Genomic DNA, 26302 nt, shown 5'->3' with positions numbered 1-26302 from the left:
AAGCCTTGAAGGCACTCATAATGGCGCGCAATTCAACTTATTTTGAGGCGTGAATTATGGATCCATTTAAGTCAGGTGCAGATGCCGTATTCGTATTAGCAGGCGCCATTATGGTGCTAGCAATGCACTCCGGGTTTGCATTTTTAGAGTTAGGCACAGTCCGCAAAAAAAATCAGGTCAATGCTTTGGTCAAAATCTTGGTTGATTTTGCTGTATCAACGATCGCCTACTTTTTCATTGGCTATAGCTTGGCCTACGGGGTTAACTTCTTTTCTGGTGCAGAAGTTCTGGCTCAGAAAAATGGCTTTGAGCTTGTCAAGTTCTTCTTCTTGCTCACCTTTGCTGCGGCCATTCCCGCCATTATTTCAGGGGGTGTTGCAGAGCGTGCTAAGTTCAACCCACAGTTGATCGCTACATTTATTTTGGTTGGTTTTGTCTATCCATTTTTTGAAGGCATGGTTTGGAACCAACAATATGGTTTTCAGGCATGGCTAAAAGCGTTGACTGGTGAAGAGTTTCATGACTTTGCAGGATCGATCGTGGTTCATGCCATGGGTGGTTGGTTAGCATTGCCTGCCATTCTTTTACTTGGGCCTCGATATGGCCGTTATACAAAAGATGGCCGTGTTTCTGCACACCCGCCATCCAATATCCCATTCTTGGCACTGGGTGCTTGGGTACTGACCATTGGCTGGTTTGGTTTTAATGTCATGAGTGCGCAGTCCATAGAAAAGATGAGTGGTTTAGTGGCAATGAACTCATTGATGGCTATGGTGGGCGGTACATTGGTGGCATGCCTAATGGGCAAAAATGACCCTGGCTTTACTTATAACGGCCCTTTAGCGGGTTTGGTGGCGGTGTGTGCTGGTTCAGACTTGATGCATCCCATGGGCTCTTTGGTAGTAGGCGGTATTGCAGGTGGTTTATTTGTTGTGATGTTTACGCTCGTGCAAAACAAGTGGAAGATTGACGACGTTTTAGGCGTTTGGCCATTACATGGCATTTGCGGCGCCTTTGGTGGCATTGCTGCCGGTGTGTTTGGTTTGCCGGCTTTAGGTGGCTTGGGAGGCGTCAGTCTCCTGGCGCAAGTCATTGGCACACTATTAGGTATTGCGATCGCCCTAGTGGGCGGTTTTGTGGTGTACGGCGTCTTAAAGGCAACGCTTGGTTTACGTCTAACTCAAGAGGAAGAGTTTGATGGCGCAGATCTCAGTGTTCACAAAATCACAGCTACACCTGATCGCGAATCTACTTGGTGATTCAATAAATTGTTTGGATAATTGGAACCATGGCATTAAAAGTAATCCTGGTTCCAGTAACTCCCTTTGAGCAAAATTGCTCAATACTCATATGTGATCAAACACAGCGCGCGGTCGTTACCGATCCAGGTGGCGATATCGAGCGCATCGTACAAGCCATCCAGAATGCAGCAGTCCAAGTAGAGGCCATCTGGCTCACGCATGGGCACATTGATCATTGTGCTGGGGCTATTGCTCTAGCAAAAGCTTTGGGGGGCCTAAAAATCATTGGGCCCCATATAGATGAAAAATTTTGGTTAGATCAATTGCCGATGCAAAGCCAGCGTTTTGGCTTTCCGCATAGTGATGCATTTGAACCCGATCAGTGGTTGAATGATGGCGATCAAGTACAAGTCGGTCATGAAGTATTTCAGGTTATACACTGCCCCGGCCACACCCCGGGACATGTTGTATTCGTAAATCTGTCAGCTAAGGTGGCCATCGTAGGAGATGTTTTGTTTGCCGGCTCCATCGGGCGCACCGATTTCCCTCGCGGTAATCACGCAGACTTAATTCGCTCGATACAAGAAAAGCTATTCCCTTTAGGCGATGACATTGCGTTTGTGCCTGGTCATGGACCCACGTCCACGTTTGGCTACGAGCGCCACAATAATCCGTATGTGAGCTGAGGCTGATTAGGCTTTTGCTGAACCGGTACGGTGTGTACGGTTATAGAGGCAGCTTGCACAAATCCAACGTTGTTTACGATTGCTTGTTGGAATCCAAGTGCCACCTTCGAGGGGTTTTTCACGGCTACAAGAAGAGCAGAACTTCATGACTCTGGAACTTGTTTCGGTAGTGCTTGGAGGGGTTGTCATTTACTTTTTCGTTATCTTTTATTACAACCCCTATTTTAACGGTTTTTATAAAAACCTCTAAAAATCAGCTCAAAACCACCTTCATTGATTGTGCAGTCATATTGCCTTTGAAGTCCAACCAGCACTTCTTTTGTGTGTCATAGAGCTTACACAGTTTGGCTGTGTGGAAGTACCATGCCCATGAAAACTTTTGCACAATAATTCTGCCGGGCAACATTTCTTCTAATTTACTTTGTGCTTGTTTGAGTTTGTAAAGAGGTACGCTCATGTCTACATGGTGCGCGGTGTGCTCCATGATGTGGTGCATCCATGCACCCCACTTGCCTGGGAAGATCATGTGAACTGTGGTTGATACGAAAGGCTGTGCTTTTAACCACTCAGACTTATCAGAGTACCAAGATACGCTAGTGTGAGTATGGTGTACATAAACCACGAAACCAATCATCGCATTCCAAAAAATAAATGGAATAACAAAGCCCATCACGATAGTTAAGAGAATAGATTGTTGAGTCGCGATTGCAGCCCAGATTAAAAGAGCATTCCAAATCACTGCAAATACGCTAACTAAAACGTTATCCCACAAGAAGGCAGGACGAGAAGCTGGCATGTTCTTCTTGTTGGGGAAGAACATCTTGTTCCACCAAATTTCAATGAAATAGTAGAGTGCAGGACCTAGACCGCTACGGTAGATGTGCTCAAGGCGCTTTCTGGCCGGTGAGAGCAGCTGATATTCTTCTAAAGACAAGGGCGCCCAGACGAAATCAAAACCCTTGAGATTGGTTTGGCCGTGATGAACGACGTTGTGACCAACTTCCCAAAGGCTATAGGGTGTGAGTGAGGGTAAGAAAGCCAAACGACCTAACCACTTATTAAGATTACGGTAGGGTGTAAAGCTCTGATGGCAAGCATCATGACCCAAAATAAAAATACGACCAATCAAAAATCCGGCAACCAAGGCAAAGAGTAACTTGAGCCAAACGGACTCAAAATAAACCGTAGCAACAATGGCGGCTGTCAAAATGAGTGTGTCGAATAGTTGCAACACAATGGCTTTGGCCACAACACGCTCTGTGAGTGGAGTTAACCATGCTCGAATGATCTTGCGGTGAGGAATAGGCTCCCCAACTGGGATGGGAGTCATGATTTCTTGGCTAGTTTGGTCTGACATGCTAAAAACCCTGAATTACGACAGAAACCGTGATTCTAAAGGGTTTTTATGACAAATAACTGATTTAAATAACCCTATGTTGAGCTAAGTCATGGTGCGACCGACAGGAATCGAACCTGTATCGAGAGCTTCGGAAACTCTAATTCTATCCATTGAACTACGGTCGCGAAGTGCGAAAAAGGGATATTTTGCGAATTATCCTCGCTATAATGCGCAAGAGCTAGATATTTTGAGGAATTAAATACAAATGAGTGAGCACGGTAACCTAATTAAATCGCCAAAACAGCTAATCATCATGGTTTTTGCGAGCTTTTTTATCCCTCTGATCGTTATCGCCTTTTTAATGGTTTATGTGGGCAGTGGCAAAAAGACGGGTGGTAGCGCAGAAGCAGCAGCTGAAGCAGCGAACAACTTAATCAAACCAGTCGCGATGTTGGACTTTAAAGACGCTTCTGGCCCCAAGGAATTCAAAACTGGCGAGCAAGTCTACAAGCAAGCTTGTGCTTCTTGTCATAACTCTGGCGCGGCTGGTGCTCCGAAGATGAATGCTGCTGGCGATTGGGGTGGTCGTATTGGTAAGGGCTACGATGCTTTGTTAGCTTCTGTGGTCAAGGGTAAGGGTGCAATGCCAGCCCGTGGAGGCACTAACCCAGATGATATTTCTGATTATGAGTTAGGTCGCGCAGTGGTTTATTTAGCCGCTTCAGTTGGTGGCAAGTTTGCAGAACCAGCCGCTCCAAAACCTAAAGAAGAAGCGAAGAAATAATTTCGCAGTCAATACAAAAGTGGCCTCATCAGAGGCCATTTTTTTTGTCTAGCAAAAGTTCATAAACTGTATTTTTATGAATACCTGTGACCTTACTTGTAATTTGACTTAAGTCCTTATGGCTCAAGAGGGGCGCAAGAGCATCAAGCCATTTGAGTGTTTGTGAGTCTAGGCCTTCAGAGACTTTTTTCTTCATGCTAGGGCCTATCCCAATCACAAATTCGCCGACTAATTTATCTTGTTGTGCCAACCAGGTTTCAAGAGCACTCACGGTGCAGATAGAAATATTCTCATGCAGCTTACTCAGTTCTTTGCCAATAAAAATCAGTCTCTCAGGGTTAAGGCACAGCATTAAATCTTTCAATGTTTTTTCCAACCGGTGGGGCGCCTCATAGAAGAAGCTGGTGATTTCTTGCTCTTGAAATTTCTCTAAAGCCAATTGCCGCTCAGCCCCTTTGTTAGGAAGAAAGCCTATAAATTGAAATTGCCCAGCGCTGCGGTTAAGCAGAGGGCCTGCCACAGAGGCGGCGCTGATTAATGCGCTCGGACCCGGTAAGGGGCTTACAGAAAAACCAGCATGGATCACCGCCTCACATAGTCGGCTGCCAGGATCAGAAATACCTGGTGTACCCGCATCAGAAATATAAGCCCAGCGTTCGCCCTCCGATAGTTTTTGCACAATCGTTTGACTTAATTCGGCTTCGTTATGCTCGTGAACAGCCAGTAATGGCTTGCTAATTTGATAAGCACCTAGCAATTGACTGGAATGACGCTTGTCTTCGCAGGCAATACCGTCGACCTGCTGGAGTGTGAAGAGCGCGCGGATAGTGATGTCTGCTAGATTGCCAATAGGTGTTGCCACCACATAAAGAGTTTGTAGAGGTAGCTTTTGACCTTGTGCGTACTTAAATAAGTCCATAGCAGCATCTTAATTGATTGCTGCCTACCTAGATATACACTCTTGCCTAAAGCTTCTCAGAGTGCATAATTAACGTATGAAAAAAGAATTAATAGCAAATCTTGGTGCTCGCGTAACGGGGCATTTTCAAGACAGTATCGCCACAAAACAGGCTGCTGAAAAAGTCTTAAATCAGGCTATCGTTAACGCAATAGTCTTGATGACAGATGCCTTAAATCAAGGCAAAAAAATATTGGCATGTGGTAATGGTGGCTCCGCTGCAGATGCGCAACATTTTGCGGCTGAGTTGGTGGGTCGTTTTGAGCGCGAGAGAAAAGAGTTGGGCGCCATTGCTCTGACGACCGACTCATCGATCCTGACTGCGGTCGGGAATGATTACAGCTACCAAGATATTTTCAGTAAGCAGGTTCGTGCCTTAGGTCAACCTGGCGATATTCTGTTAGGGATTTCTACTTCAGGTAATTCTGGAAATGTAATTGAAGCGATTCATGCAGCTCATCAAAAAGGCATGCATGTGGTTGCTTTCACGGGACGTGATGGTGGCAAGATTGGCCCATTACTTAAGTCCACCGATGTACATTTATGTGTGCCATCTCAACGCACGGCCAGAATACAAGAAACACATTTGGTGTTGTTGCATTGTCTATGCGACGGCATTGATCATTTGATATTAGATTAAGAGGTCTTTATGCAATTGAAAGCAAGACGCGTATTTTTAACGGGGGCTGTGGCTTTGGCCAGTAGCACTCTCTTGCAAGGATGCTTTCCGGTCGTTGCTGGCGGTATGGCTGGCGGCGCTCTCGTGATTGCAGACCGCAGAAACCCTGGAACACAGGCTATTGATCGTGGTATTCAGCTAGAGGCTGAAAGTTTGATTATCAAAACTTATGGCGACAATGTGCATGTGAATGTCTCCGTGTTTAATCGTCGTGTCTTGTTGACGGGGGAGGCTCGTACCGATCAATTGAAGAATGATGTGGCGCGCAGAGTGCAAGCCATGAAGAATGTGACAGAGGTCATCAATGAACTGGTTGCGGCACCGAACAGCACCTTAACTGCAAGAGCCAATGACACCTTTTTAACAACCCGGATCAAGGCTTTGTATGTTGCAGATCAAGCGGTGCCATCTAATTCAATGAAGATTGTTACAGAGGCGAGCAAGGTTTATTTGATGGGTATCGTGACAGATGCTGAAGCGAATAAGGCGGTGGATATTGCGCGTCAAGTACCAGGCGTTAAGCAAGTTACAAAATTATTTGACATCATTTCTGAGGCAGATAAAAGACGCTTAGACGGGCAAAAATAAGCACACTTTCGTTATACAAAAAACGCGGTTATGCCGCGTTTTTTTTATTTCTCTTTAATGAATTCTCTTTAGGCTAAGAGTGTTCATAAAGAAAGTTTTTGAGCGCTGAAAATTTTTCTTTAAGGCGTAATCAATGTCAGCCATTTGCGCTTGCACTGCTTCACTCACGATAGATGAGTTAGTGCTTGCAGGTAGCTTCAGAAATGCATCTGCTTCACCATATGCGAAATCAATATCCATGCCAGCCTTCTTGGCAATGTGCATCATGACTTTGTTGCTAGCTAAGCAATGCACATACAGCGTTGTGATATTCGCATTGCGTGCATGTGTAGCGGCACGTTTGAATAAGGCGCTACCTACGCCGAGACTGCGTGCGCGTGCGCTTACAGAAACGCCAAATTCAGCAGTGGTTTGATCTTTGTTTTTTGAGTATGCAAGATGAGCCAAACCATCTAGTTGCAAGTCATGATTAAAAACACCAAACAAAGTGTCTGCAGTAAAGCTTAATTTTTCTACATAAGCGCTAATCATTTCATCGCTCACGTGCATACCAAAGCGTAATTGGCGATCCGTCTCATCTAGAGCGAGTAAATGTTCCAAAATTTTGGCGCGATGCCCCTCGTGAAGCTCTCTGACAAGAACTTGTTTGGGGTTAAAGGTGTTTAGTAGTTCGCCCATAATATTTTTTGCACTGCACAATCTCATTCTAGAACAAAAATATGAAATTCATAGGGGTAAACCCTAATTATTTGATAAACCATTGTTTTTTAATGGGTAAAAACCCTAATCGGGGTCAGGTGGGCGTTTGCCAGAAAACTTTTTTGAAAAATCTTGGGGTTTTTTCGTACAGAGGTGTTGACATATCTTTTTAGATGGTGCATAGTCTCGTTTCTCTGCTGAACGCGAATCAAATTAAACGAATCACGGTCAGCCTTCTTTAAAAATTAGTCAACCGATAATTGTGGGTACTAAGAATAAGCATCCAGTCCTTCGGGACAGATATTTAAGTAGTACTCACTAAACAGTAATGGTCCTAGTCTTGTACTAGGGTCAGTTCTGATGAGTGAGCGACGATGCATTTATGCATCACAGGAATTGAACTGAAGAGTTTGATCCTGGCTCAGATTGAACGCTGGCGGCATGCCTTACACATGCAAGTCGAACGGCAGCACGGGTGCTTGCACCTGGTGGCGAGTGGCGAACGGGTGAGTAATATATCGGAACGTACCTTATCGTGGGGGATAACGCAGCGAAAGTTGCGCTAATACCGCATACGCCCTAAGGGGGAAAGCAGGGGACCGTAAGGCCTTGCGCGATTAGAGCGGCCGATATCTGATTAGCTAGTTGGTGAGGTAAAGGCTCACCAAGGCGACGATCAGTAGCTGGTCTGAGAGGACGATCAGCCACACTGGGACTGAGACACGGCCCAGACTCCTACGGGAGGCAGCAGTGGGGAATTTTGGACAATGGGGGCAACCCTGATCCAGCAATGCCGCGTGAGTGAAGAAGGCCTTCGGGTTGTAAAGCTCTTTTGTCAGGGAAGAAACAGCAGCTCTAATACAGTTTGCGAATGACGGTACCTGAAGAATAAGCACCGGCTAACTACGTGCCAGCAGCCGCGGTAATACGTAGGGTGCGAGCGTTAATCGGAATTACTGGGCGTAAAGCGTGCGCAGGCGGTTATGTAAGACAGGCGTGAAATCCCCGGGCTTAACCTGGGAATTGCGCTTGTGACTGCATAGCTAGAGTGTGTCAGAGGGGGGTAGAATTCCACGTGTAGCAGTGAAATGCGTAGAGATGTGGAGGAATACCAATGGCGAAGGCAGCCCCCTGGGATAACACTGACGCTCATGCACGAAAGCGTGGGGAGCAAACAGGATTAGATACCCTGGTAGTCCACGCCCTAAACGATGCTGACTAGTTGTTCGGGAATTTATTCCTGAGTAACGTAGCTAACGCGTGAAGTCAGCCGCCTGGGGAGTACGGTCGCAAGATTAAAACTCAAAGGAATTGACGGGGACCCGCACAAGCGGTGGATGATGTGGATTAATTCGATGCAACGCGAAAAACCTTACCTACCCTTGACATGCCACTAACGAAGTAGAGATACATTAGGTGCCCGTAAGGGAAAGTGGACACAGGTGCTGCATGGCTGTCGTCAGCTCGTGTCGTGAGATGTTGGGTTAAGTCCCGCAACGAGCGCAACCCTTGTCTCTAGTTGCTACGCAAGAGCACTCTAGAGAGACTGCCGGTGACAAACCGGAGGAAGGTGGGGATGACGTCAAGTCCTCATGGCCCTTATGGGTAGGGCTTCACACGTCATACAATGGTGCATACAGAGGGTTGCCAACCCGCGAGGGGGAGCTAATCTCAGAAAATGCATCGTAGTCCGGATCGTAGTCTGCAACTCGACTACGTGAAGCTGGAATCGCTAGTAATCGCGGATCAGAATGTCGCGGTGAATACGTTCCCGGGTCTTGTACACACCGCCCGTCACACCATGGGAGTGGGCTTTGCCAGAAGCCGTTAGCCTAACCGCAAGGAGGGCGACGACCACGGCAGGGTTCATGACTGGGGTGAAGTCGTAACAAGGTAGCCGTATCGGAAGGTGCGGCTGGATCACCTCCTTTCTAGAAAAAGATGTAAGTTCTCTAGTATCCACACTTATCGGTTGACAAAGAAGATGCCGCGGGTCTGTAGCTCAGGTGGTTAGAGCACCGTCTTGATAAGGCGGGGGTCGAAGGTTCAAGTCCTTCCAGACCCACCAGTCCTTGGCAACAGGCCTGGCTATTAGGTATAAAGCTGGGGGATTAGCTCAGCTGGGAGAGCACCTGCTTTGCAAGCAGGGGGTCGTCGGTTCGATCCCGTCATCCTCCACCATTCATCTTGATGGTAAAGATAAGCATGCAAATGCATTTTTATCTTTGCCTTTAAGAGGCTGTTCTTTAAAAATTTGAGTAAGCAATGCGTTTGTTGAATTAATTGAGAGTTCAACAAACATGGGTAGTTGATTGAATCAACAACATAAGTTCTTCAAGTAATTAGCATTACTTGGATTACGGCACAAACATATCGCAACAAGTAGTAAGCGTAATAGAGAACGAACTTATAACTTGCACCAGTGGTGCTCGTTATAGGATCAAGTGAATAAGTGCATGTGGTGGATGCCTTGGCGATTACAGGCGATGAAAGACGTTATAGACTGCGATAAGCTACGGGGAGTTGTCAAATAAGCTTTGATCCGTAGATTTCTGAATGGGGAAACCCACCTCTTTTGAGGTATCCGTAACTGAATACATAGGTTACGTGAAGCGAACCTGGTGAACTGAAACATCTAAGTAGCCAGAGGAAAAGACATCAACCGAGATTCCCAAAGTAGTGGCGAGCGAAATGGGAACAGCCTTCTAGTATTAATTAATCTGTTATCAGAATGGAATGGAAAGTCCAGCAATAAAGGGTGATAGCCCCGTATGGGAAAACCGATTAATCGAACTAAGCTAGAGACAAGTAGGGCGGGACACGTGAAATCCTGTCTGAACATGGGGGGACCATCCTCCAAGGCTAAATACTCGTAATCGACCGATAGTGAACAAGTACCGTGAGGGAAAGGCGAAAAGAACCCCGGGAGGGGAGTGAAATAGATCCTGAAACTGCATGCATACAAACAGTCGGAGCCTCGTAAGGGGTGACGGCGTACCTTTTGTATAATGGGTCAGCGACTTACATTCAGTAGCAAGCTTAACCGTATAGGGGAGGCGTAGCGAAAGCGAGTCCGAATAGGGCGTTAGTTGCTGGGTGTAGACCCGAAACCAGTTGATCTATCCATGGCCAGGTTGAAGGTGCGGTAACACGTACTGGAGGACCGAACCCACTAACGTTGAAAAGTTAGGGGATGAGCTGTGGATAGGGGTGAAAGGCTAAACAAAACTGGAAATAGCTGGTTCTCTCCGAAAACTATTTAGGTAGTGCCTCGTGTATCACCTTCGGGGGTAGAGCACTGTCATGGTTGTGGGGTCCATTGCGGATTACCGCGCCATAGCAAACTCCGAATACCGAAGAGTGCGAGCACGGGAGACAGACGACGGGTGCTAACGTCCGCCGTCAAGAGGGAAACAACCCAGACCGCCAGCTAAGGTCCCTAATATATGCTAAGTGGGAAACGAAGTGGGAAGGCTAAAACAGTCAGGAGGTTGGCTTAGAAGCAGCCACCCTTTAAAGAAAGCGTAATAGCTCACTGATCGAGTCGTCCTGCGCGGAAGATGTAACGGGGCTAAGCATATAACCGAAGCTGCGGATCACGTAAGTGATGGTAGGAGAGCGTTCTGTAAGCCTGTGAAGGTGTCTTGTAAAGGATGCTGGAGGTATCAGAAGTGCGAATGCTGACATGAGTAGCGATAAAGGGGGTGAAAAGCCCCCTCGCCGTAAGCCCAAGGTTTCCTACGCAACGTTCATCGGCGTAGGGTGAGTCGGCCCCTAAGGCGAGGCAGAGATGCGTAGCTGATGGGAACAAGGTTAATATTCCTTGACCGTCGTTAGATGCGATGGGGGGACGGATCGCGGAAAGTTGTCCGGGTGTTGGATGTCCCGGTTCTTGCATTGGAGAAGGCTATTAGGCAAATCCGGTAGCGTAATTCAAGGGTGTGAGACGAGCGAGCTTGCTCGCGAAGCAATTGGAAGTGGTTCCAAGAAAAGCCTCTAAGCTTCAGTCTAACGAGACCGTACCGCAAACCGACACAGGTGGGCGAGATGAGTATTCTAAGGCGCTTGAGAGAACTCAGGAGAAGGAACTCGGCAAATTGGTACCGTAACTTCGGGATAAGGTACGCCCAAGTAGCTTGACCATGAACAATGGAAGGGCAAAAGGGTTGCAATAAAATGGTGGCTGCGACTGTTTAATAAAAACACAGCACTCTGCAAACACGAAAGTGGACGTATAGGGTGTGACGCCTGCCCGGTGCTGGAAGATTAAATGATGGGGTGCAAGCTCTTGATTGAAGTCCCAGTAAACGGCGGCCGTAACTATAACGGTCCTAAGGTAGCGAAATTCCTTGTCGGGTAAGTTCCGACCTGCACGAATGGCGTAACGATGGCCACACTGTCTCCTCCTGAGACTCAGCGAAGTTGAAATGTTTGTGATGATGCAATCTACCCGCGGCTAGACGGAAAGACCCCATGAACCTTTACTGTAGCTTTGCATTGGACTTTGAACCGATCTGTGTAGGATAGGTGGGAGGCGTTGATATCAGGATGCTAGTTCTGATGGAGCCGTCCTTGAAATACCACCCTGGTTTGTTTGAGGTTCTAACCTTGTCCCGTTATCCGGGTCGGGGACAGTGCATGGTAGGCAGTTTGACTGGGGCGGTCTCCTCCCAAAGTGTAACGGAGGAGTACGAAGGTACGCTTGGTACGGTCGGACATCGTGCCTAAAGTGCAATGGCAAAAGCGTGCTTAACTGCGAGACCGACAAGTCGAGCAGGTGCGAAAGCAGGTCATAGTGATCCGGTGGTTCTGTATGGAAGGGCCATCGCTCAACGGATAAAAGGTACTCTGGGGATAACAGGCTGATACCGCCCAAGAGTTCATATCGACGGCGGTGTTTGGCACCTCGATGTCGGCTCATCTCATCCTGGGGCTGTAGCCGGTCCCAAGGGTATGGCTGTTCGCCATTTAAAGAGGTACGTGAGCTGGGTTTAAAACGTCGTGAGACAGTTTGGTCCCTATCTGCCGTGGGCGTTGGAAATTTGACGGGGGCTGCTCCTAGTACGAGAGGACCGGAGTGGACGTACCGCTGGTGTACCTGTTGTCTCGCCAGAGGCATCGCAGGGTAGCTATGTACGGAAGAGATAACCGCTGAAAGCATCTAAGCGGGAAACTTGCCTGAAGATTAGATTTCCCGGAGGTTCAACCTCCATAAAGGGTCGTTGAAGACCACGACGTTGATAGGTCAGGTGTGGAAGCGCAGTAATGCGTTAAGCTAACTGATACTAATTGCCCGTTAGGCTTGATCCTATAACCAGCACATTTGGTGCTGATATGTAGTGCCGTGATTGATCCGGTCACTCCCAATTGCTTACTCGAATTCGGTTATTTGTTGAAAAACAAATAACCTACCCTCTATGCCTGGTGACAATAGCGAGTTGGAACCACCCCTTCCCATCCCGAACAGGACCGTGAAACGACTCCACGCCGATGATAGTGCGGATTGCCCGTGTGAAAGTAGGTAATTGCCAGGCACCATATGAAAGACGCCCAGATCCAAAGATCTGGGCGTTTTGCTTTCTGTGATTTTGGAAAAAATGAGGTGTTTGTAAAGCTGGGTGAGTTGTTTTCTCCCCATTAAAAAGTCAAGTAGGTAATTGACAGAACACCTTGATTCAAATCATAATATTAGGTTCCCGGAGAGGTGCCCGAGTGGCTAAAGGGGGCAGACTGTAAATCTGTTGGCTTACGCCTACGTTGGTTCGAATCCAACCCTCTCCACCAGTTGTTTGTTGTAGTTGTGAGTAACAGTTGTTGGTAATACGTTGTTGTGGGTAAAGGTAATTGCCGCGCGGGTGTAGCACAATGGTAGTGCAGAAGCCTTCCAAGCTTATGACGAGGGTTCGATTCCCTTCACCCGCTCCAAAAAATGGCAATTAATTTTGCTCATGTGGCTCAGTGGTAGAGCACTCCCTTGGTAAGGGAGAGGTCGGCAGTTCGATCCTGCCCATGAGCACCAGGTTTAAGTATTCATTTAATTGAGGCTGAAAAAATGGCAAAAGAGAAATTTGAGCGGACGAAACCGCACGTTAACGTAGGCACAATTGGTCACGTGGACCATGGTAAGACGACCTTGACAGCGGCGATTACGACTGTGTTGTCGAACAAGTTTGGTGGTGAAGCGAAGGCTTACGATCAGATTGATGCGGCACCTGAAGAGAAGGCACGTGGTATTACGATTAATACAGCCCACGTTGAGTATGAGACTGAGTCACGTCACTACGCACACGTTGACTGCCCAGGCCACGCTGACTATGTGAAGAACATGATTACTGGTGCTGCGCAGATGGACGGCGCGATTTTGGTGGTATCAGCTGCAGACGGTCCTATGCCACAGACACGTGAGCACATTTTGTTGGCACGTCAGGTGGGCGTACCTTACATCATCGTGTTCATGAACAAGTGCGACATGGTAGATGACGCTGAGTTGTTAGAGTTGGTTGAGATGGAAGTACGTGAGTTGTTGTCTAAGTACGACTTCCCTGGTGATGACACACCGATTGTGAAGGGTTCTGCTAAGTTGGCTTTGGAAGGTGACAAGGGTGACTTGGGTGAAGGCGCGATCATGAAGTTGGCTGAGGCATTGGATACATATATTCCAACACCTGAGCGTGCGATTGACGGCGCGTTCTTGATGCCTGTTGAAGATGTGTTCTCAATTTCTGGTCGCGGTACTGTGGTGACTGGTCGTATTGAGCGCGGCATCGTTAAGGTGGGTGAAGAGATTGAGATCGTTGGTATCAAGGCGACACAGAAGACAACATGTACGGGCGTTGAGATGTTCCGTAAGTTGTTGGATCAAGGTCAAGCGGGTGACAACGTGGGTATTTTGTTGCGTGGTACGAAGCGTGAAGAAGTTGAGCGTGGTCAGGTATTGGCTAAGCCAGGTTCAATCACACCACACACACACTTCACAGCTGAGGTGTATGTGTTGAGTAAAGATGAAGGTGGTCGTCATACACCATTCTTTAACAACTATCGTCCACAGTTCTACTTCCGTACAACAGACGTGACTGGTTCGATTGAGTTGCCAAAAGACAAAGAGATGGTCATGCCAGGCGATAACGTGCAGATCACTGTGAAGTTGATTGCGCCAATCGCGATGGAAGAAGGTCTGCGTTTTGCGATCCGTGAAGGTGGCCGTACAGTCGGCGCCGGTGTGGTCGCTAAAGTGTTGGATTAATTTAAATCGGTATAGGGGTGTAGCTCAATTGGCAGAGCGTCGGTCTCCAAAACCGAAGGTTGGGGGTTCGATGCCCTCCGCCCCTGCCACAGAATGATTGCATATGTCGCAAACGAGTGTTGAACAAGAAAATAAGACTAGCTGGATGATTATCCTGGCTGGTCTTATTGTCGTCCTAGCGTTAGTTGCTTACTATCTGCTAGCAGACAAAGGCATGGTTGTGCGTTTGGCTGCTTTGTTGGGTGGTTTTGCAATTGCTTTGGTTATTGCTGCAGTATCGGCAGATGGTAAGCGCTTTGTTGCTTATGCCAAAGAGTCTGTGTCTGAGGTCAAAAAAGTGGTTTGGCCCACACGTAAAGAATCAACGCAGATGACATTGATCGTGTTCGCATTTGTGGTGGTGATGGCTTTGTTCTTGTGGTTGGCCGACAAATTAATTGAGTGGGTTGTCTTCTCAATATTCCTAGGTTGGAAGTGAGTCATTATGTCTGAACAAGTGCAAGTTAATACACAAACAACCGGGAATATGCGCTGGTATGTGATTCATGCGTATTCAGGCATGGAAAAAAGTGTTCAGAAAGGCTTGACTGAGCGTATTGCTCGCTCAGGCATGGCTGAAAAGTTTGGCAAGATTTTGGTCCCTTCAGAAGAAGTGGTTGAGGTAAAAAGCGGTCATAAAGCTGTTTCAGAAAGACGTTTCTTTCCTGGGTATGTTTTGATTGAAATGGAAATGACTGATGAAACTTGGCATTTGGTGAAAAACACACCGAAAGTGACCGGTTTCGTGGGTGGTGTTCGTAATAAGCCATCACCGATCTCCCCTGCTGAAGTGCAAAAAATTATGGATCAGATGCAGGCGGGCGTTGATAAGCCAAAACCAAAAACATTGTTTGAGGTGGGTGAGATTGTTCGCGTGAAAGAAGGTCCTTTCACAGACTTCAACGGTAACGTTGAAGAAGTGAACTATGAGAAATCACGTTTGCGTGTTTCAGTCACTATCTTTGGTCGCGGTACTCCGGTTGAGCTGGAGTTCGGTCAGGTAGAGAAGATGTAAAGATTTACTTGCTTGCTCATCGTTAGATTAGCAAGTGAGTATGAGGAGCTGAGTCAGGGTTGCCGCTTTGACGAGGCGTTTTACTCAACGGTGGTCTTATTAGACGCACCTTATTTGGAGTATAAAAATGGCAAAGAAGATTGTTGGCTTTATTAAGCTACAAATTCCTGCTGGTAAAGCGAACCCATCGCCACCCGTAGGTCCAGCGCTAGGTCAGCGTGGTTTGAACATCATGGAATTCTGTAAGGCATTTAATGCCCAGACTCAATCAATGGAGCCTGGTCTGCCGATTCCTGTGGTGATTACTGCTTACGCTGATAAGAGCTTCACATTTGTGATGAAGACTCCTCCAGCGACTGTGTTGATCAAAAAAGCTGCGAAATTAGATAAAGGTTCAGCGCGTCCTCATACAGACAAAGTTGGCAAGATCACTCGTGCACAAGCTGAGGAAATTGCTAAGGTCAAGATGCCTGATTTAACTGCTGCCGATATGGATGCAGCGGTACGTACGATTGCTGGTAGCGCCCGTTCAATGGGTATTACAGTGGAGGGACTCTAATCATGGCTAAAGTTTCTAAGCGCATGAAGGCGGTTGCTGAGAAAGTTGACCGTAACAAATTTTATCCAATCGATGAAGCATTGAACTTAGTTAAAGAGTGTGCGACTGCTAAGTTTGACGAGTCTATCGATGTGGCTGTTCAGTTGGGTATTGATGCTAAAAAATCAGACCAAGTGGTGCGCGGCTCAGTCGTTTTGCCAGCAGGTACTGGTAAATCTGTGCGCGTTGCAGTTTTTGCAAGCGGTGATAAAGCTGAGCAAGCTAAAGCAGCCGGTGCAGAAATCGTTGGTATGGAAGATTTGGCTGAGCAAATCAAAGGTGGCAATATCAACTTTGATGTATTGATTGCTTCTCCAGATGCAATGCGTATCGTCGGTACATTGGGTCAGATTTTGGGCCCAAGAGGTTTGATGCCTAACCCGAAAGTCGGCACAGTGAGCCCAGACGTGGCCGGTGCTGTGAAGAACGCTAAAGCAGGTCAGGTGCAGTTCCGCGTGGACAAGGCCGGCATTATTCATGCCACGATTGGTCGTCGTTCATTCGAGCCAGCTGCATTGAAAACTAACTTGATGGCTTTATTGGATGCTTTGAACAAAGCCAAGCCAACATCAAGTAAGGGTGTGTATTTGAGGAAGGTTGCCGTTAGCAGCACGATGGGTGCTGGTGTACGTGTAGACCAAGCCTCTTTGGCTGCTTAATCCCGAATTGTTAAATCGGTTTTAAGAGAGTCAAAAAAAGAACTTTGGGTCAAGTGCATAGCTATATGCACTTGGACATCAAAGACCGTTGGTGAAAAGTTAGCGGTTAGAGCTTTTCTTAATGCTTAGTAATAAGTGCCAACGCAGATGGCGAGAACCTAAACAGATTTCGCCTGTGTGCAACCCTCAACTGGAAACGGTTGAGATATTAGGAGTAAAACAGTGCCTTTAAATTTGGAAGACAAAAAGGCGGTCGTAGCTGAAGTGAGTGCACAGGTGGCACAAGCTCAGACTATGGTCATCGCTGAATACCGCGGTATTCCGGTAGGCGAGCTGACTACTTTGAGAGCGCGTGCTCGTCAAAATGGTGTTTATCTTCGTGTTTTGAAGAACACCCTGGCGCGTCGTGCTGTACAAGGTACGTCATTCGAGCCACTGGCAAGCGAAATGGCTGGACCGTTGATTTATGGTATTTCCGCAGACCCAATTGCTCCCGCAAAAGTTTTAAACGACTTTGCAAAAGAGCAAAACGCTTTAGTGATCAAAGCGGGTTCATATAACGGTAAGGTGATGGATGCAGGCGCAGTGAAAGCCCTCGCTTCTATTCCAGGTCGTAATGAACTTATCGCTATGTTGCTCGGTGTTATGCAAGCCCCAGTTTCTGGTATGGCTCGTGTATTGGCAGCGGTTGCAGAAAAGAAAGCTCAAGAAACTCCAGCTGCTTAATGCTGAGATTTTCTTGATTCGTAAAAGATATTTGAATTTAGGAGTTTAAAAATGGCAGTGACTAAAGAAGACATTTTGGAAGCCGTTGGCAATATGTCAGTAATGGATTTGAATGAGCTCGTTAAGGCATTCGAAGAGAAGTTTGGTGTATCAGCAGCTGCAATGGCTGTTGCTGCTCCTGGTGCAGGTGGTGCAGGTGGTGCCGCTGCTGAAGAGAAAACTGACTTTACTGTTGTGTTGGCTGAAGCCGGTGCAAACAAGGTTGGTGTGATTAAGGCTGTTCGTGAAATCACAGGTTTGGGCTTGAAAGAAGCTAAAGACCTCGTTGATGGTGCACCAAAGCCAATTAAAGAAGGTGTTGACAAAGCATCTGCTGAAGACGCTAAGAAGAAGCTCGAAGAAGCAGGCGCGAAAGTCGAACTCAAGTAATTTGGGTTGGGGGCTTAGCCCCCGGTTTGGCAGAAGCCAAACCAGATATCAGTTGCGTACTGTTATCTGGTTTGCCTTCTGATACGACTGCAGTCGGCAAATTTGGTCGGGTTATGCAACGCATACCGTCAGCCAGGGTTGGTAGTGGCCAACCGCCAAATCTCTGTTCAGTCGCTTACATTCGGAGATGACATGGCTTATAGCTTCACCGAACGCAAGCGTATCCGCAAAAGCTTTGCGAAGCGTCCTAATAATCACCAAGTTCCGTACTTGTTGACGACTCAGATCGAGTCTTACGCAAAATTCCTGCAATCTAATGTGCCTGCTCAGTCACGCATAGCTGAGGGCCTGCAGGCTGCATTCACATCTATTTTCCCTATCGTGTCAAACAATGGTTTTGCACGTATGGAGTTTGTTCAATATAACTTGTCACCAGCACCGTTTGACGTCAAAGAATGTCAGCAGCGTGGTTTGACATTTCACTCTGCCTTGCGCGCGAAAGTACGTTTGATCATTAATGATCGCGAAAACCCAAGCAAGGTTAAAGAAGTTAAAGAGCAAGAAGTCTACATGGGCGAAATCCCATTGATGACTGATACAGGTTCATTTGTGATCAACGGTACTGAGCGTGTCATCGTGTCTCAGTTGCACCGTTCACCTGGCGTGTTCTTCGAACACGATAAAGGTAAGACTCACAGCTCTGGTAAGTTGTTGTTCTCAGCCAGAATCATTCCTTACCGTGGTTCATGGTTGGATTTCGAATTTGATCCAAAAGATATTCTTTATTTCCGTATCGATCGTCGCCGTAAGATGCCTGTGACCATTTTGCTCAAAGCAATTGGCATGAACGACGAGCAGATTTTGGAGAACTTCTTTGCATTTGATACTTTCAAATTACAAGCAGCGGGTGCGCAAATGGCATTCGTGGCTGATCGTTTGAAAGGTGAAGTGGCTCGTTTTGATATCACCGATAAGTCTGGCAACGTTGTTGTTGCAAAAGACAAGCGTATCAACTCTAAGCATGTACGTGATTTAGAGGCTGCTAAAACAACAAGCATTAACGTGCCTGATGACTATCTCTTGGGTCGTGTCATTGCGAAGAATATCGTTGACGGCGACACAGGTGAAGTTCTTGCTTTGGCCAATGAAGAAATCACAGAGTCATTGATTGCTAAGTTAAGAGAAGCTGGCATCAAAGAATTGCAAACGATTTACACCAATGACTTAGATCAAGGTGCATTTATTTCTCAAACATTGCGTATTGATGAAACCGCTGACCAGATGGCAGCGCGTATTGCAATCTATCGCATGATGCGCCCTGGTGAGCCACCGACAGAAGATGCTGTTGAGGCACTTTTCCAGCGCCTGTTCTACAGCGAAGAGTCATATGACTTGTCTCGTGTAGGTCGTATGAAGGTCAATAGCCGTTTAGGTCGTGTTGAGATGGAAGGTTCGATAGTTTTATCGAACGAAGACATTTTGGATACGATCAAATTACTCGTTGCGCTGCGTAACGGTAAGGGTGAAGTGGATGACATCGACCACTTAGGCAATCGTCGCGTACGTTGCGTTGGTGAGTTAGCTGAAAATCAATTCCGTGCTGGTTTGTCACGTGTTGAGCGCGCTGTTAAAGAGCGTTTAGGTCAAGCAGAAACAGAAAACTTGATGCCGCACGACTTGATTAACAGCAAGCCAATTTCATCTGCGATCCGTGAGTTCTTCGGTTCATCACAGTTGTCTCAGTTTATGGACCAAACTAACCCATTATCTGAAATCACGCACAAGCGTCGTATTTCAGCATTGGGCCCAGGTGGTTTGACGCGTGAGCGCGCTGGCTTTGAAGTCCGTGACGTACACCCAACACACTATGGTCGTGTTTGTCCGATTGAAACTCCAGAAGGTCCAAACATTGGTTTGATCAACTCTTTGGCTTTGTTCGCACGTTTGAACGAGCATGGCTTCTTAGAAACACCTTATCGTAAAGTCGTGAATGGTAAGGTGACTGATCAAGTTGAATACTTATCCGCCATTGAAGAAGCGAAGTACGTGATTGCTCAGGCTAACGCTTCGATTGATAAGAATGGCAAATTAACTGATGAGTTGGTCTCTGCACGTGAAGCCGGCGAAACAATGATGGTTAGCCCAGAGCGTATTCAGTACATCGACGTGGCACCAAGTCAGATTGTTTCTGCTGCCGCCTCACTCGTGCCATTCTTGGAGCACGATGATGCGAACCGTGCTTTGATGGGTGCGAACATGCAACGTCAAGCGGTGCCATGTTTGCGTGCGTCTAAGCCTTTAGTAGGTACTGGTTTAGAGCGTACGGTTGCGATTGACTCTGGCACAGTGGTGATGGCTACGCGTGGTGGTGTTGTCGATTACGCAGACGCTAACCGTGTCGTGATTCGTGTAAACGATGACGAAACAGCGGCTGGCGAGGTCGGTGTAGATATCTACAACCTCATTAAGTACACGCGTTCAAACCAAAACACGAACATTAATCAGCGCCCGATCGTTAAGGTGGGTGACGTGGTTCAACGTGGTGACGTGATTGCTGACGGCGCATCGACTGACTTAGGTGAATTGGCCTTGGGTCAGAACATGGTTGTCGCATTCATGCCTTGGAACGGTTACAACTTCGAAGACTCCATTTTGATTTCTGAAAAAGTAGTGTCTGACGACCGTTACACATCTATTCATATTGAAGAATTGTCTGTGGTAGCGCGTGATACGAAGTTAGGCCCTGAGGAAATTACACGTGATATTTCTAATTTGGCAGAAAGCCAATTAGGCCGTCTAGACGAAAGCGGTATTACTTACATTGGTGCTGAAGTTGAAGCGGGCGACGTCTTAGTGGGTAAGGTAACACCGAAGGGTGAAACTCAGCTCACGCCAGAAGAGAAATTATTGCGCGCCATCTTCGGTGAAAAAGCATCTGACGTTAAAGACACCTCTTTGCGCGTACCTTCTGGTATGAGTGGTACGGTGATTGACGTCCAGGTCTTTACACGTGAAGGTGTAGAGCGCGATGCGCGTGCACAGTCCATTATTGATGAAGAGCTCAAGCGCTATCGTCAAGACTTGAATGACCAGTTGCGTATTGTTGAAGGCGATGCCTTTAGTCGTTTGGAAAAACTCTTGTCTGGCAAGGTAGCTAATGGTGGACCTAAGAAGTTAGCCAAAGGCACGAAGATCACTAAGGACTACTTGGCTGATCTCGACAAATATCATTGGTTTGATATTCGTCCAGCAGACGAAGACGTAGCTGCTCAAGTAGAAGCGATCAAAGAGGCGATTGAAGCTAAGCGCACTCAGTTTGATCAAGCTTTTGAAGAGAAGCGCAAGAAGTTGACACAAGGTGACGAATTGCCACCAGGCGTGATCAAGATGGTCAAGGTCTACCTCGCTGTAAAACGTCGTTTACAGCCTGGTGACAAGATGGCCGGTCGTCACGGTAACAAGGGTGTGGTTTCAAAGATTACTCCTGTAGAAGATATGCCATATATGGCTGACGGCACACCTGTTGATATCGTATTGAACCCATTGGGCGTTCCATCACGTATGAACGTGGGTCAGATCTTGGAAGTTCACTTAGGTTGGGCTGCTTTAGGTATTGGTAAGCGTATTGATGAAATGCTCAAAGCTCAAGCAAAGGCAGATCAATTACGTAAGTTCATGAAGCAGTTGTACAACGAAACAGGTCGCACAGAAGATTTAGATAGCTTCAGTGATGAGCAAGTTCTTGAGTTGGCAAGTAATCTGCGTGACGGTGCTCCATTCGCAACACCAGTGTTTGATGGTGCGACTGAGGGTGAAATTGGCAAGATGTTGGAAATGGCTTACCCAGAGAATGTAGCTAAAGATTTGGGTATGACGCCATCACGTCAGCAAACAACTTTGTTTGACGGTCGTACAGGCGATGCGTTTGAGCGTCCTGTGACTGTTGGTGTGATGCACGTTCTGAAGCTCCATCACTTAGTCGATGACAAGATGCACGCTCGTTCAACTGGCCCATACTCATTGGTGACACAACAGCCATTGGGTGGTAAGGCTCAGTTCGGTGGTCAGCGTTTTGGTGAGATGGAAGTTTGGGCTCTCGAAGCGTATGGCGCATCTTATGTCTTGCAAGAGATGTTGACTGTGAAGTCCGATGATGTGAACGGTAGAACGAAGGTCTATGAAAACATCGTGAAGGGTGAACACAGCATTGATGCTGGTATGCCTGAATCATTCAACGTTCTGGTGAAAGAAATCCGTTCGTTGGGTATCGACATTGATATGGAGCGCAACTGATATGAAAGCATTGCTCGATCTATTTAAGCAAACACATGGCGAAGAGCAGTTTGACGCCATCAAGATTGGTTTAGCTTCGCCAGAGAAGATCCGTTCATGGTCTTATGGTGAAGTTCGTAAACCTGAAACGATTAACTATCGCACCTTCAAGCCTGAGCGTGATGGTCTGTTTTGTGCCAAGATCTTTGGCCCGATTAAGGACTATGAGTGCTTGTGCGGCAAGTACAAGCGCCTGAAGTATCGCGGCGTGATTTGTGAGAAGTGCGGTGTTGAAGTCACTCTCGCTAAAGTGCGTCGTGAGCGCATGGGCCATATTGAGTTGGCGGCTCCAGTAGCACACATTTGGTTCTTGAAGTCATTGCCATCCCGTTTGGGCATGGTCTTGGATATGACTTTGCGTGATATCGAACGTGTTCTTTACTTTGAAGCATATGTGATTGTTGATCCAGGTTTAACGCCTGAAGGCGCTATGCGTCGCGGTCAAATCATGTCTGAAGATGAGTATTACGCCAAATTAGAAGAATTTGGTGACGGTGCTTTCACAGCCATTATGGGTGCAGAAGGTGTTCGTGAACTATTGCGTACGATTGATATTGATCGTGAAGTAGAAGTATTGCGCGCTGATTTGAAAGCAACAGGCAGCGAAGCCAAGATCAAAAAATACGCTAAGCGCTTAAAAGTGCTTGAGGCGTTCCAGCGTTCAGGGATTAAGCCTGACTGGATGATCATGGAAGTGTTGCCAGTATTGCCACCTGAGTTGCGCCCATTGGTGCCTTTGGATGGCGGTCGCTTTGCTACTTCAGACTTAAACGATTTATATCGTCGCGTTATTAACCGTAACAATCGTTTGAAGCGTTTATTGGAGTTGCGTGCACCAGAAATCATCGTGCGTAACGAAAAGCGTATGTTGCAAGAAGCGGTTGACTCGCTCTTAGATAACGGTCGTCGCGGTAAGGCCATGACAGGTGCTAACAAGCGCCCATTGAAGTCATTGGCAGAGATGATCAAAGGTAAGGGTGGTCGTTTCCGTCAGAACTTGCTCGGTAAGCGCGTGGACTACTCTGGTCGTTCAGTGATCGTGGTGGGCCCAACACTCAAGCTACATCAGTGCGGTTTGCCAAAGTTAATGGCTTTGGAATTATTCAAGCCATTTATTTTCAATAAGCTTGAGACATTGGGTATTGCTACAACGATCAAGGCTGCCAAGAAAGAGGTTGAAAACCAAACGCCAATCGTTTGGGATATCTTGGAAGAAGTGATTCGTGAGCACCCAGTGATGCTCAACCGTGCGCCAACATTGCACCGTTTAGGTATTCAGGCTTTTGAGCCGATGTTGATCGAAGGTAAAGCGATCCAGTTGCACCCTCTCGTTTGTGCGGCGTTCAACGCTGACTTTGACGGTGACCAAATGGCCGTACACGTACCTTTGTCACTCGAAGCACAAATGGAAGCTCGTACTTTGATGTTGGCTTCGAACAATATTTTGTTCCCTGCTAACGGTGAGCCGTCTATTGTTCCTTCACAAGATATCGTTTTGGGTCTTTACTACACCACCCGTGAAAAGATTAACGGCAAGGGTGAAGGTATGGTCTTTGCTGATGTCGGTGAAGTGATCCGTGCTTATGAAAACGGTCAAGTTGAGCTTGCTACGCGTATTGCGGTTCGTATTAATGAATACGAAGTTGTTGATAAGAATGCGGAAGGCGACGCGCGCTTTAAGAAGATTACTACTTTGCGCCATACGACAGTGGGTCGCGCAATGTTGTCAGAGATTCTGCCAAAGGGCATGCCATTTGACAGCATCAACAAGACTCTCAAGAAGAAAGAAATTTCTCGCTTGATTAACTTGTCATTCCGCAAGTGTGGCTTAAGAGAAACCGTGATTTTTGCAGATAAGCTTTTGCAATCTGGTTTCCGCTTAGCGACGCGCGCGGGTATCTCAATTGCGATTGACGATATGTTGATCCCAGCTCAGAAAGAGAAAATTATTTCTGATGCGGCTGGCAAGGTAAAAGAGTATGACAAGCAGTTTATGTCTGGCTTGGTGACCAATCAAGAGCGTTATAACAACGTGGTTGATATTTGGGGCGCAGCCGGTGACCAGGTAGGTAAGGCGATGATGGAGCAGTTATCGCAAGAAGACGTGGTTGACCGTAATGGCAAGACTGTTAAGCAAGAGTCTTTCAATGCAATTTACATGATGGCTGACTCTGGTGCCCGTGGTTCTGCCGCTCAGATTCGTCAGTTGGCTGGTATGCGTGGCCTGATGGCTAAACCAGACGGCTCCATTATTGAAACGCCAATTACAGCGAACTTCCGTGAAGGCTTGAACGTGTTGCAGTACTTCATTTCAACACACGGCGCACGTAAAGGTTTGGCTGATACAGCGTTGAAAACAGCGAACTCAGGTTATTTGACACGTCGTTTGGTTGATGTGACTCAAGACTTGGTCGTGGTTGAAGATGACTGCGGTACAACTAATGGCGTATCGATGAAGGCCTTGGTTGAGGGCGGTGAAGTCATTGAAGCATTGCGCGACAGAATCTTAGGTCGTGTCTGTGTGGGTGATGTCATCAATCCTGATAACCAGGAAGTCGTCATTAAAGATGGCACGATGTTGGGCGAAGATGATGTAGATCTCATCGATTCTTTAGGTATTGATGAGGTGAAGGTTCGCACACCATTGTCATGTGCTACTCGCTACGGTTTGTGTGCGAAGTGTTACGGCCGTGATTTAGGTCGTGGCACGATGGTGAACTCTGGTGAGGCTGTCGGTGTGATTGCTGCACAGTCTATCGGTGAACCAGGTACACAGTTGACAATGCGTACGTTCCACATCGGTGGTGCGGCTTCGCGTGCTGCTGTTGCGAATAACGTTGAAGCCAAGTCAAACGGTATCTTGCGCTTTACACCAACCATGCGTTTTGTACTCAATGCTAAGAATGAGATGGTCGTGATTTCTCGTTCGGGTGAAGCTTTGATTACGGATGATCATGGTCGTGAGCGTGAGCGTCACAAGGTTCCATACGGTGCAACTTTGTTGCTCAAAGAAGGTGCTACGGTTAAAGCGGGCGCCACATTAGCGACATGGGATCCATTGACTCGCCCAATCATCACTGAGTATGCCGGTGTGATTCGTTTCGAAAACGTTGAAGAAGGCGTAACAGTTGCTAAACAAGTAGACGAAGTGACCGGCTTATCAACGCTCGTTGTGATTGACGGTAAACGTCGTAGCGCAGCAAGCAAAGGCGTCCGTCCTTTGATCAAACTCTTTGATGCCTCTGGTGAAGAAGTTCGCATTGCCGGTACTGATCATCCAGTGACCATTGGTTTGCAAGTGGGTGCTTTGATTACTGTTAAAGATGGTCAAACAGTCGCTGTTGGTGAAGTCTTGGCCCGTATTCCAATCGAAGCGCAAAAGACTCGCGATATTACAGGCGGTTTGCCACGTGTGGCCGAATTGTTCGAAGCGCGTTCACCAAAAGACGCAGCGATCTTGGCAAAAGTGACAGGTACTGTGTCATTCGGTAAAGAAACCAAAGGTAAACAGCGTTTGGTGATTACCGACATGGATGGTGAGTCACATGAGTTCTTGATTCCGAAGGAAAAGCAAATCCTCGTTCACGACGGTCAAGTTGTGAATAAGGGTGAGATGATCGTTGAAGGTCCTGCGGACCCACATGACATCTTGCGTCTGAAGGGTGTTGAAGAGCTAGCGCGTTACATCGTTGATGAAGTTCAGGACGTGTACCGTTTGCAGGGTGTGAAGATCAACGACAAGCACATCGAGGTGATTGTGCGTCAGATGTTGCGTCGTGTTCAGATTACCGATGCGGGTGATACCAAGTTCATCACAGGTGAGCAGGTTGAAAGATCTGAGTTGTTAGATGAGAACGATCGCGTGATTGCTGCAGGTCAAAGACCAGCCCTCTATGACAATATCCTCTTGGGTATTACGAAGGCTTCTTTGTCGACCGACAGCTTTATCTCTGCGGCGTCTTTCCAAGAAACAACTCGTGTTCTTACCGAAGCCGCGATTATGGGCAAGGTCGACAGTCTGCGCGGTCTCAAAGAGAACGTCATTATTGGTCGCCTCATCCCAGCCGGTACTGGTTTGGCCTATCGCCGCGCTCGCAAAGTGCGCGAACAATTGGACCGTGAGCGTGCTGAGATGATTGCTGCTGAGGAAGCAAAGGCTGAAGAAACCAGCGCTTCTGAGTCATCAGAGAGTGCCGAATAAGGGACAGATAGAGCCGAGTTCATCTTGCTTGACGAGATGGGCTCGGCAGTCTAGAATGTCGAGTTCTTTGGAAACTGCAGAATTTT

Annotated in this window: 18 protein-coding genes, 7 tRNA genes and 3 rRNA genes; 23 read left to right on the top strand and 5 right to left on the bottom strand. The window is 47.2% G+C overall.

All coding sequences use genetic code 11. The features are described from left to right. Nucleotides 1-56: 56 nt before the first annotated feature. Nucleotides 57-1259 carry an ammonium transporter gene (locus tag ICE94_RS04070; protein WP_216149127.1) on the top strand — a complete coding sequence of 401 codons (1203 nt, stop codon included), beginning with the start codon at nucleotides 57-59 and terminating at the stop codon, nucleotides 1257-1259. Nucleotides 1260-1288: 29 nt separating this feature from the next. Beyond that, nucleotides 1289-1927: an MBL fold metallo-hydrolase gene (locus ICE94_RS04065; RefSeq protein ID WP_216149126.1), complete on the top strand. Its 639-nt coding sequence runs from the start codon at nucleotides 1289-1291 to the stop codon at nucleotides 1925-1927. Between the two features lie 6 nt (nucleotides 1928-1933). Here the strand turns inward: ICE94_RS04065 and ICE94_RS04060 are convergent, their stop codons facing one another. The 3 genes from ICE94_RS04060 to ICE94_RS04050 form a co-directional block, all read right to left on the bottom strand. Further along, the gene (locus ICE94_RS04060; RefSeq protein WP_216149124.1) at nucleotides 1934-2116 is read right to left on the bottom strand and encodes a hypothetical protein; all 183 of its coding nucleotides are present in this window, start codon (nucleotides 2114-2116) and stop codon (nucleotides 1934-1936) included. Nucleotides 2117-2180: 64 nt separating this feature from the next. Continuing rightward, entirely contained in the window at nucleotides 2181-3284 is a 1104-nt protein-coding gene (locus ICE94_RS04055) for a fatty acid desaturase (RefSeq protein ID WP_216149122.1), read from the bottom strand. A 92-nt stretch (nucleotides 3285-3376) separates the two neighbouring features. Continuing rightward, a tRNA-Arg gene (locus tag ICE94_RS04050) sits at nucleotides 3377-3451 on the bottom strand. Nucleotides 3452-3531: 80 nt separating this feature from the next. Between ICE94_RS04050 and ICE94_RS04045 the strand changes: the two genes are divergently transcribed. Further along, nucleotides 3532-4050: a cytochrome c5 family protein gene (locus ICE94_RS04045; protein ID WP_216149120.1), complete on the top strand. Its 519-nt coding sequence runs from the start codon at nucleotides 3532-3534 to the stop codon at nucleotides 4048-4050. Between the two features lie 28 nt (nucleotides 4051-4078). On the opposite strand, the gene rsmI is transcribed toward ICE94_RS04045, so the two are convergent. After that, entirely contained in the window at nucleotides 4079-4969 is an 891-nt protein-coding gene (rsmI, locus tag ICE94_RS04040) for a 16S rRNA (cytidine(1402)-2'-O)-methyltransferase (protein WP_216149118.1), read from the bottom strand. Nucleotides 4970-5045: 76 nt separating this feature from the next. Here rsmI and ICE94_RS04035 point away from each other — a divergent pair, with 76 nt between their 5' ends. Continuing rightward, on the top strand, nucleotides 5046-5648 hold the full coding sequence (locus tag ICE94_RS04035) for a phosphoheptose isomerase (RefSeq protein ID WP_216149116.1): 603 nt from the start codon (nucleotides 5046-5048) through the stop codon (nucleotides 5646-5648). A gap of 9 nt (nucleotides 5649-5657) precedes the next feature. After that, on the top strand, nucleotides 5658-6275 hold the full coding sequence (locus tag ICE94_RS04030; protein ID WP_216149114.1) for a BON domain-containing protein: 618 nt from the start codon (nucleotides 5658-5660) through the stop codon (nucleotides 6273-6275). Nucleotides 6276-6329: 54 nt separating this feature from the next. Here ICE94_RS04030 and ICE94_RS04025 read toward each other — a convergent pair whose 3' ends face one another. Further along, the gene (locus ICE94_RS04025; protein ID WP_216149112.1) at nucleotides 6330-6953 is read right to left on the bottom strand and encodes a GNAT family N-acetyltransferase; all 624 of its coding nucleotides are present in this window, start codon (nucleotides 6951-6953) and stop codon (nucleotides 6330-6332) included. Nucleotides 6954-7372: 419 nt separating this feature from the next. Between ICE94_RS04025 and ICE94_RS04020 the strand changes: the two genes are divergently transcribed. The 18 genes from ICE94_RS04020 (at nucleotide 7373) to rpoC (ending at nucleotide 26216) form a co-directional block, all read left to right on the top strand. Next, nucleotides 7373-8905 (top strand): 16S ribosomal RNA (locus tag ICE94_RS04020). Nucleotides 8906-8965: 60 nt separating this feature from the next. Continuing rightward, nucleotides 8966-9042 (top strand) — tRNA-Ile (locus ICE94_RS04015). 37 nt (nucleotides 9043-9079) lie between these two features. Then, nucleotides 9080-9155 (top strand) — tRNA-Ala (locus ICE94_RS04010). A 257-nt stretch (nucleotides 9156-9412) separates the two neighbouring features. After that, nucleotides 9413-12284, top strand: a 23S ribosomal RNA gene (locus ICE94_RS04005). A 110-nt stretch (nucleotides 12285-12394) separates the two neighbouring features. After that, nucleotides 12395-12508: ribosomal RNA gene (gene rrf / locus ICE94_RS04000) — 5S ribosomal RNA — on the top strand. Together the 16S, 23S and 5S rRNA genes with 5 tRNA genes alongside form the textbook arrangement of a ribosomal RNA operon. Before the next feature lie 164 nt (nucleotides 12509-12672). Continuing rightward, nucleotides 12673-12758: transfer RNA gene (locus tag ICE94_RS03995), tRNA-Tyr, on the top strand. Nucleotides 12759-12825: 67 nt separating this feature from the next. Then, nucleotides 12826-12899 (top strand) — tRNA-Gly (locus tag ICE94_RS03990). A 19-nt stretch (nucleotides 12900-12918) separates the two neighbouring features. Further along, a tRNA-Thr gene (locus ICE94_RS03985) sits at nucleotides 12919-12993 on the top strand. Between the two features lie 33 nt (nucleotides 12994-13026). After that, nucleotides 13027-14217, top strand: a complete 1191-nt coding sequence (gene tuf / locus ICE94_RS03980) for an elongation factor Tu (protein ID WP_216149089.1) — start codon at nucleotides 13027-13029, stop codon at nucleotides 14215-14217. 13 nt (nucleotides 14218-14230) lie between these two features. Continuing rightward, nucleotides 14231-14306: transfer RNA gene (locus ICE94_RS03975), tRNA-Trp, on the top strand. Between the two features lie 14 nt (nucleotides 14307-14320). Beyond that, entirely contained in the window at nucleotides 14321-14695 is a 375-nt protein-coding gene (gene secE / locus ICE94_RS03970; protein WP_216149110.1) for a preprotein translocase subunit SecE, read from the top strand. 6 nt (nucleotides 14696-14701) lie between these two features. After that, nucleotides 14702-15271, top strand: a complete 570-nt coding sequence (gene nusG, locus ICE94_RS03965; protein WP_216149108.1) for a transcription termination/antitermination protein NusG — start codon at nucleotides 14702-14704, stop codon at nucleotides 15269-15271. Nucleotides 15272-15398: 127 nt separating this feature from the next. Continuing rightward, nucleotides 15399-15830 carry a 50S ribosomal protein L11 gene (gene rplK / locus ICE94_RS03960; protein WP_216149106.1) on the top strand — a complete coding sequence of 144 codons (432 nt, stop codon included), beginning with the start codon at nucleotides 15399-15401 and terminating at the stop codon, nucleotides 15828-15830. Nucleotides 15831-15832: 2 nt separating this feature from the next. Continuing rightward, nucleotides 15833-16528, top strand: coding sequence for a 50S ribosomal protein L1 (gene rplA / locus ICE94_RS03955; RefSeq protein WP_216149104.1), 696 nt, complete (start codon nucleotides 15833-15835; stop codon nucleotides 16526-16528). Nucleotides 16529-16750: 222 nt separating this feature from the next. Next, nucleotides 16751-17254 carry a 50S ribosomal protein L10 gene (gene rplJ / locus ICE94_RS03950; RefSeq protein ID WP_216149102.1) on the top strand — a complete coding sequence of 168 codons (504 nt, stop codon included), beginning with the start codon at nucleotides 16751-16753 and terminating at the stop codon, nucleotides 17252-17254. Between the two features lie 51 nt (nucleotides 17255-17305). After that, complete coding sequence (gene rplL, locus ICE94_RS03945; RefSeq protein WP_216149100.1) at nucleotides 17306-17683, top strand: 50S ribosomal protein L7/L12; 378 nt, start codon at nucleotides 17306-17308, stop codon at nucleotides 17681-17683. Between the two features lie 192 nt (nucleotides 17684-17875). Next, nucleotides 17876-21976 carry a DNA-directed RNA polymerase subunit beta gene (gene rpoB / locus ICE94_RS03940; RefSeq protein ID WP_216149099.1) on the top strand — a complete coding sequence of 1367 codons (4101 nt, stop codon included), beginning with the start codon at nucleotides 17876-17878 and terminating at the stop codon, nucleotides 21974-21976. 1 nt (nucleotide 21977) lies between these two features. After that, the gene (rpoC, locus tag ICE94_RS03935; RefSeq protein WP_216149097.1) at nucleotides 21978-26216 is read left to right on the top strand and encodes a DNA-directed RNA polymerase subunit beta'; all 4239 of its coding nucleotides are present in this window, start codon (nucleotides 21978-21980) and stop codon (nucleotides 26214-26216) included. Nucleotides 26217-26302 lie beyond the last annotated feature (86 nt).

The sequence above is a fragment of the Polynucleobacter sp. MWH-Loch1C5 genome (assembly GCF_018881775.1).
Taxonomy (GTDB): Bacteria; Pseudomonadota; Gammaproteobacteria; order Burkholderiales; family Burkholderiaceae; genus Polynucleobacter.
This window is presented reverse-complemented; position numbering and strand designations above follow the sequence as displayed.

Bases quoted from the DNA above. Each gene is read 5' to 3' on its own strand.
- ICE94_RS04045 (WP_216149120.1), top strand. From the start codon at position 3,532: ATGAGTGAGCACGGTAACCTAATTAAATCGCCAAAACAGCTAATCATC.
- rplK (WP_216149106.1), top strand. From the start codon at position 15,399: ATGGCAAAGAAGATTGTTGGCTTTATTAAGCTACAAATTCCTGCTGGT.
- ICE94_RS04070 (WP_216149127.1), top strand. From the start codon at position 57: ATGGATCCATTTAAGTCAGGTGCAGATGCCGTATTCGTATTAGCAGGC.
- secE (WP_216149110.1), top strand. From the start codon at position 14,321: ATGTCGCAAACGAGTGTTGAACAAGAAAATAAGACTAGCTGGATGATT.
- ICE94_RS04065 (WP_216149126.1), top strand. From the start codon at position 1,289: ATGGCATTAAAAGTAATCCTGGTTCCAGTAACTCCCTTTGAGCAAAAT.
- tuf (WP_216149089.1), top strand. From the start codon at position 13,027: ATGGCAAAAGAGAAATTTGAGCGGACGAAACCGCACGTTAACGTAGGC.
- rpoC (WP_216149097.1), top strand. From the start codon at position 21,978: ATGAAAGCATTGCTCGATCTATTTAAGCAAACACATGGCGAAGAGCAG.
- nusG (WP_216149108.1), top strand. From the start codon at position 14,702: ATGTCTGAACAAGTGCAAGTTAATACACAAACAACCGGGAATATGCGC.
- rpoB (WP_216149099.1), top strand. From the start codon at position 17,876: ATGGCTTATAGCTTCACCGAACGCAAGCGTATCCGCAAAAGCTTTGCG.
- ICE94_RS04035 (WP_216149116.1), top strand. From the start codon at position 5,046: ATGAAAAAAGAATTAATAGCAAATCTTGGTGCTCGCGTAACGGGGCAT.
- rplL (WP_216149100.1), top strand. From the start codon at position 17,306: ATGGCAGTGACTAAAGAAGACATTTTGGAAGCCGTTGGCAATATGTCA.
- ICE94_RS04030 (WP_216149114.1), top strand. From the start codon at position 5,658: ATGCAATTGAAAGCAAGACGCGTATTTTTAACGGGGGCTGTGGCTTTG.
- ICE94_RS04055 (WP_216149122.1), bottom strand. From the start codon at position 3,284: ATGTCAGACCAAACTAGCCAAGAAATCATGACTCCCATCCCAGTTGGG.
- rplA (WP_216149104.1), top strand. From the start codon at position 15,833: ATGGCTAAAGTTTCTAAGCGCATGAAGGCGGTTGCTGAGAAAGTTGAC.
- ICE94_RS04060 (WP_216149124.1), bottom strand. From the start codon at position 2,116: ATGACAACCCCTCCAAGCACTACCGAAACAAGTTCCAGAGTCATGAAG.
- ICE94_RS04025 (WP_216149112.1), bottom strand. From the start codon at position 6,953: ATGGGCGAACTACTAAACACCTTTAACCCCAAACAAGTTCTTGTCAGA.
- rsmI (WP_216149118.1), bottom strand. From the start codon at position 4,969: ATGGACTTATTTAAGTACGCACAAGGTCAAAAGCTACCTCTACAAACT.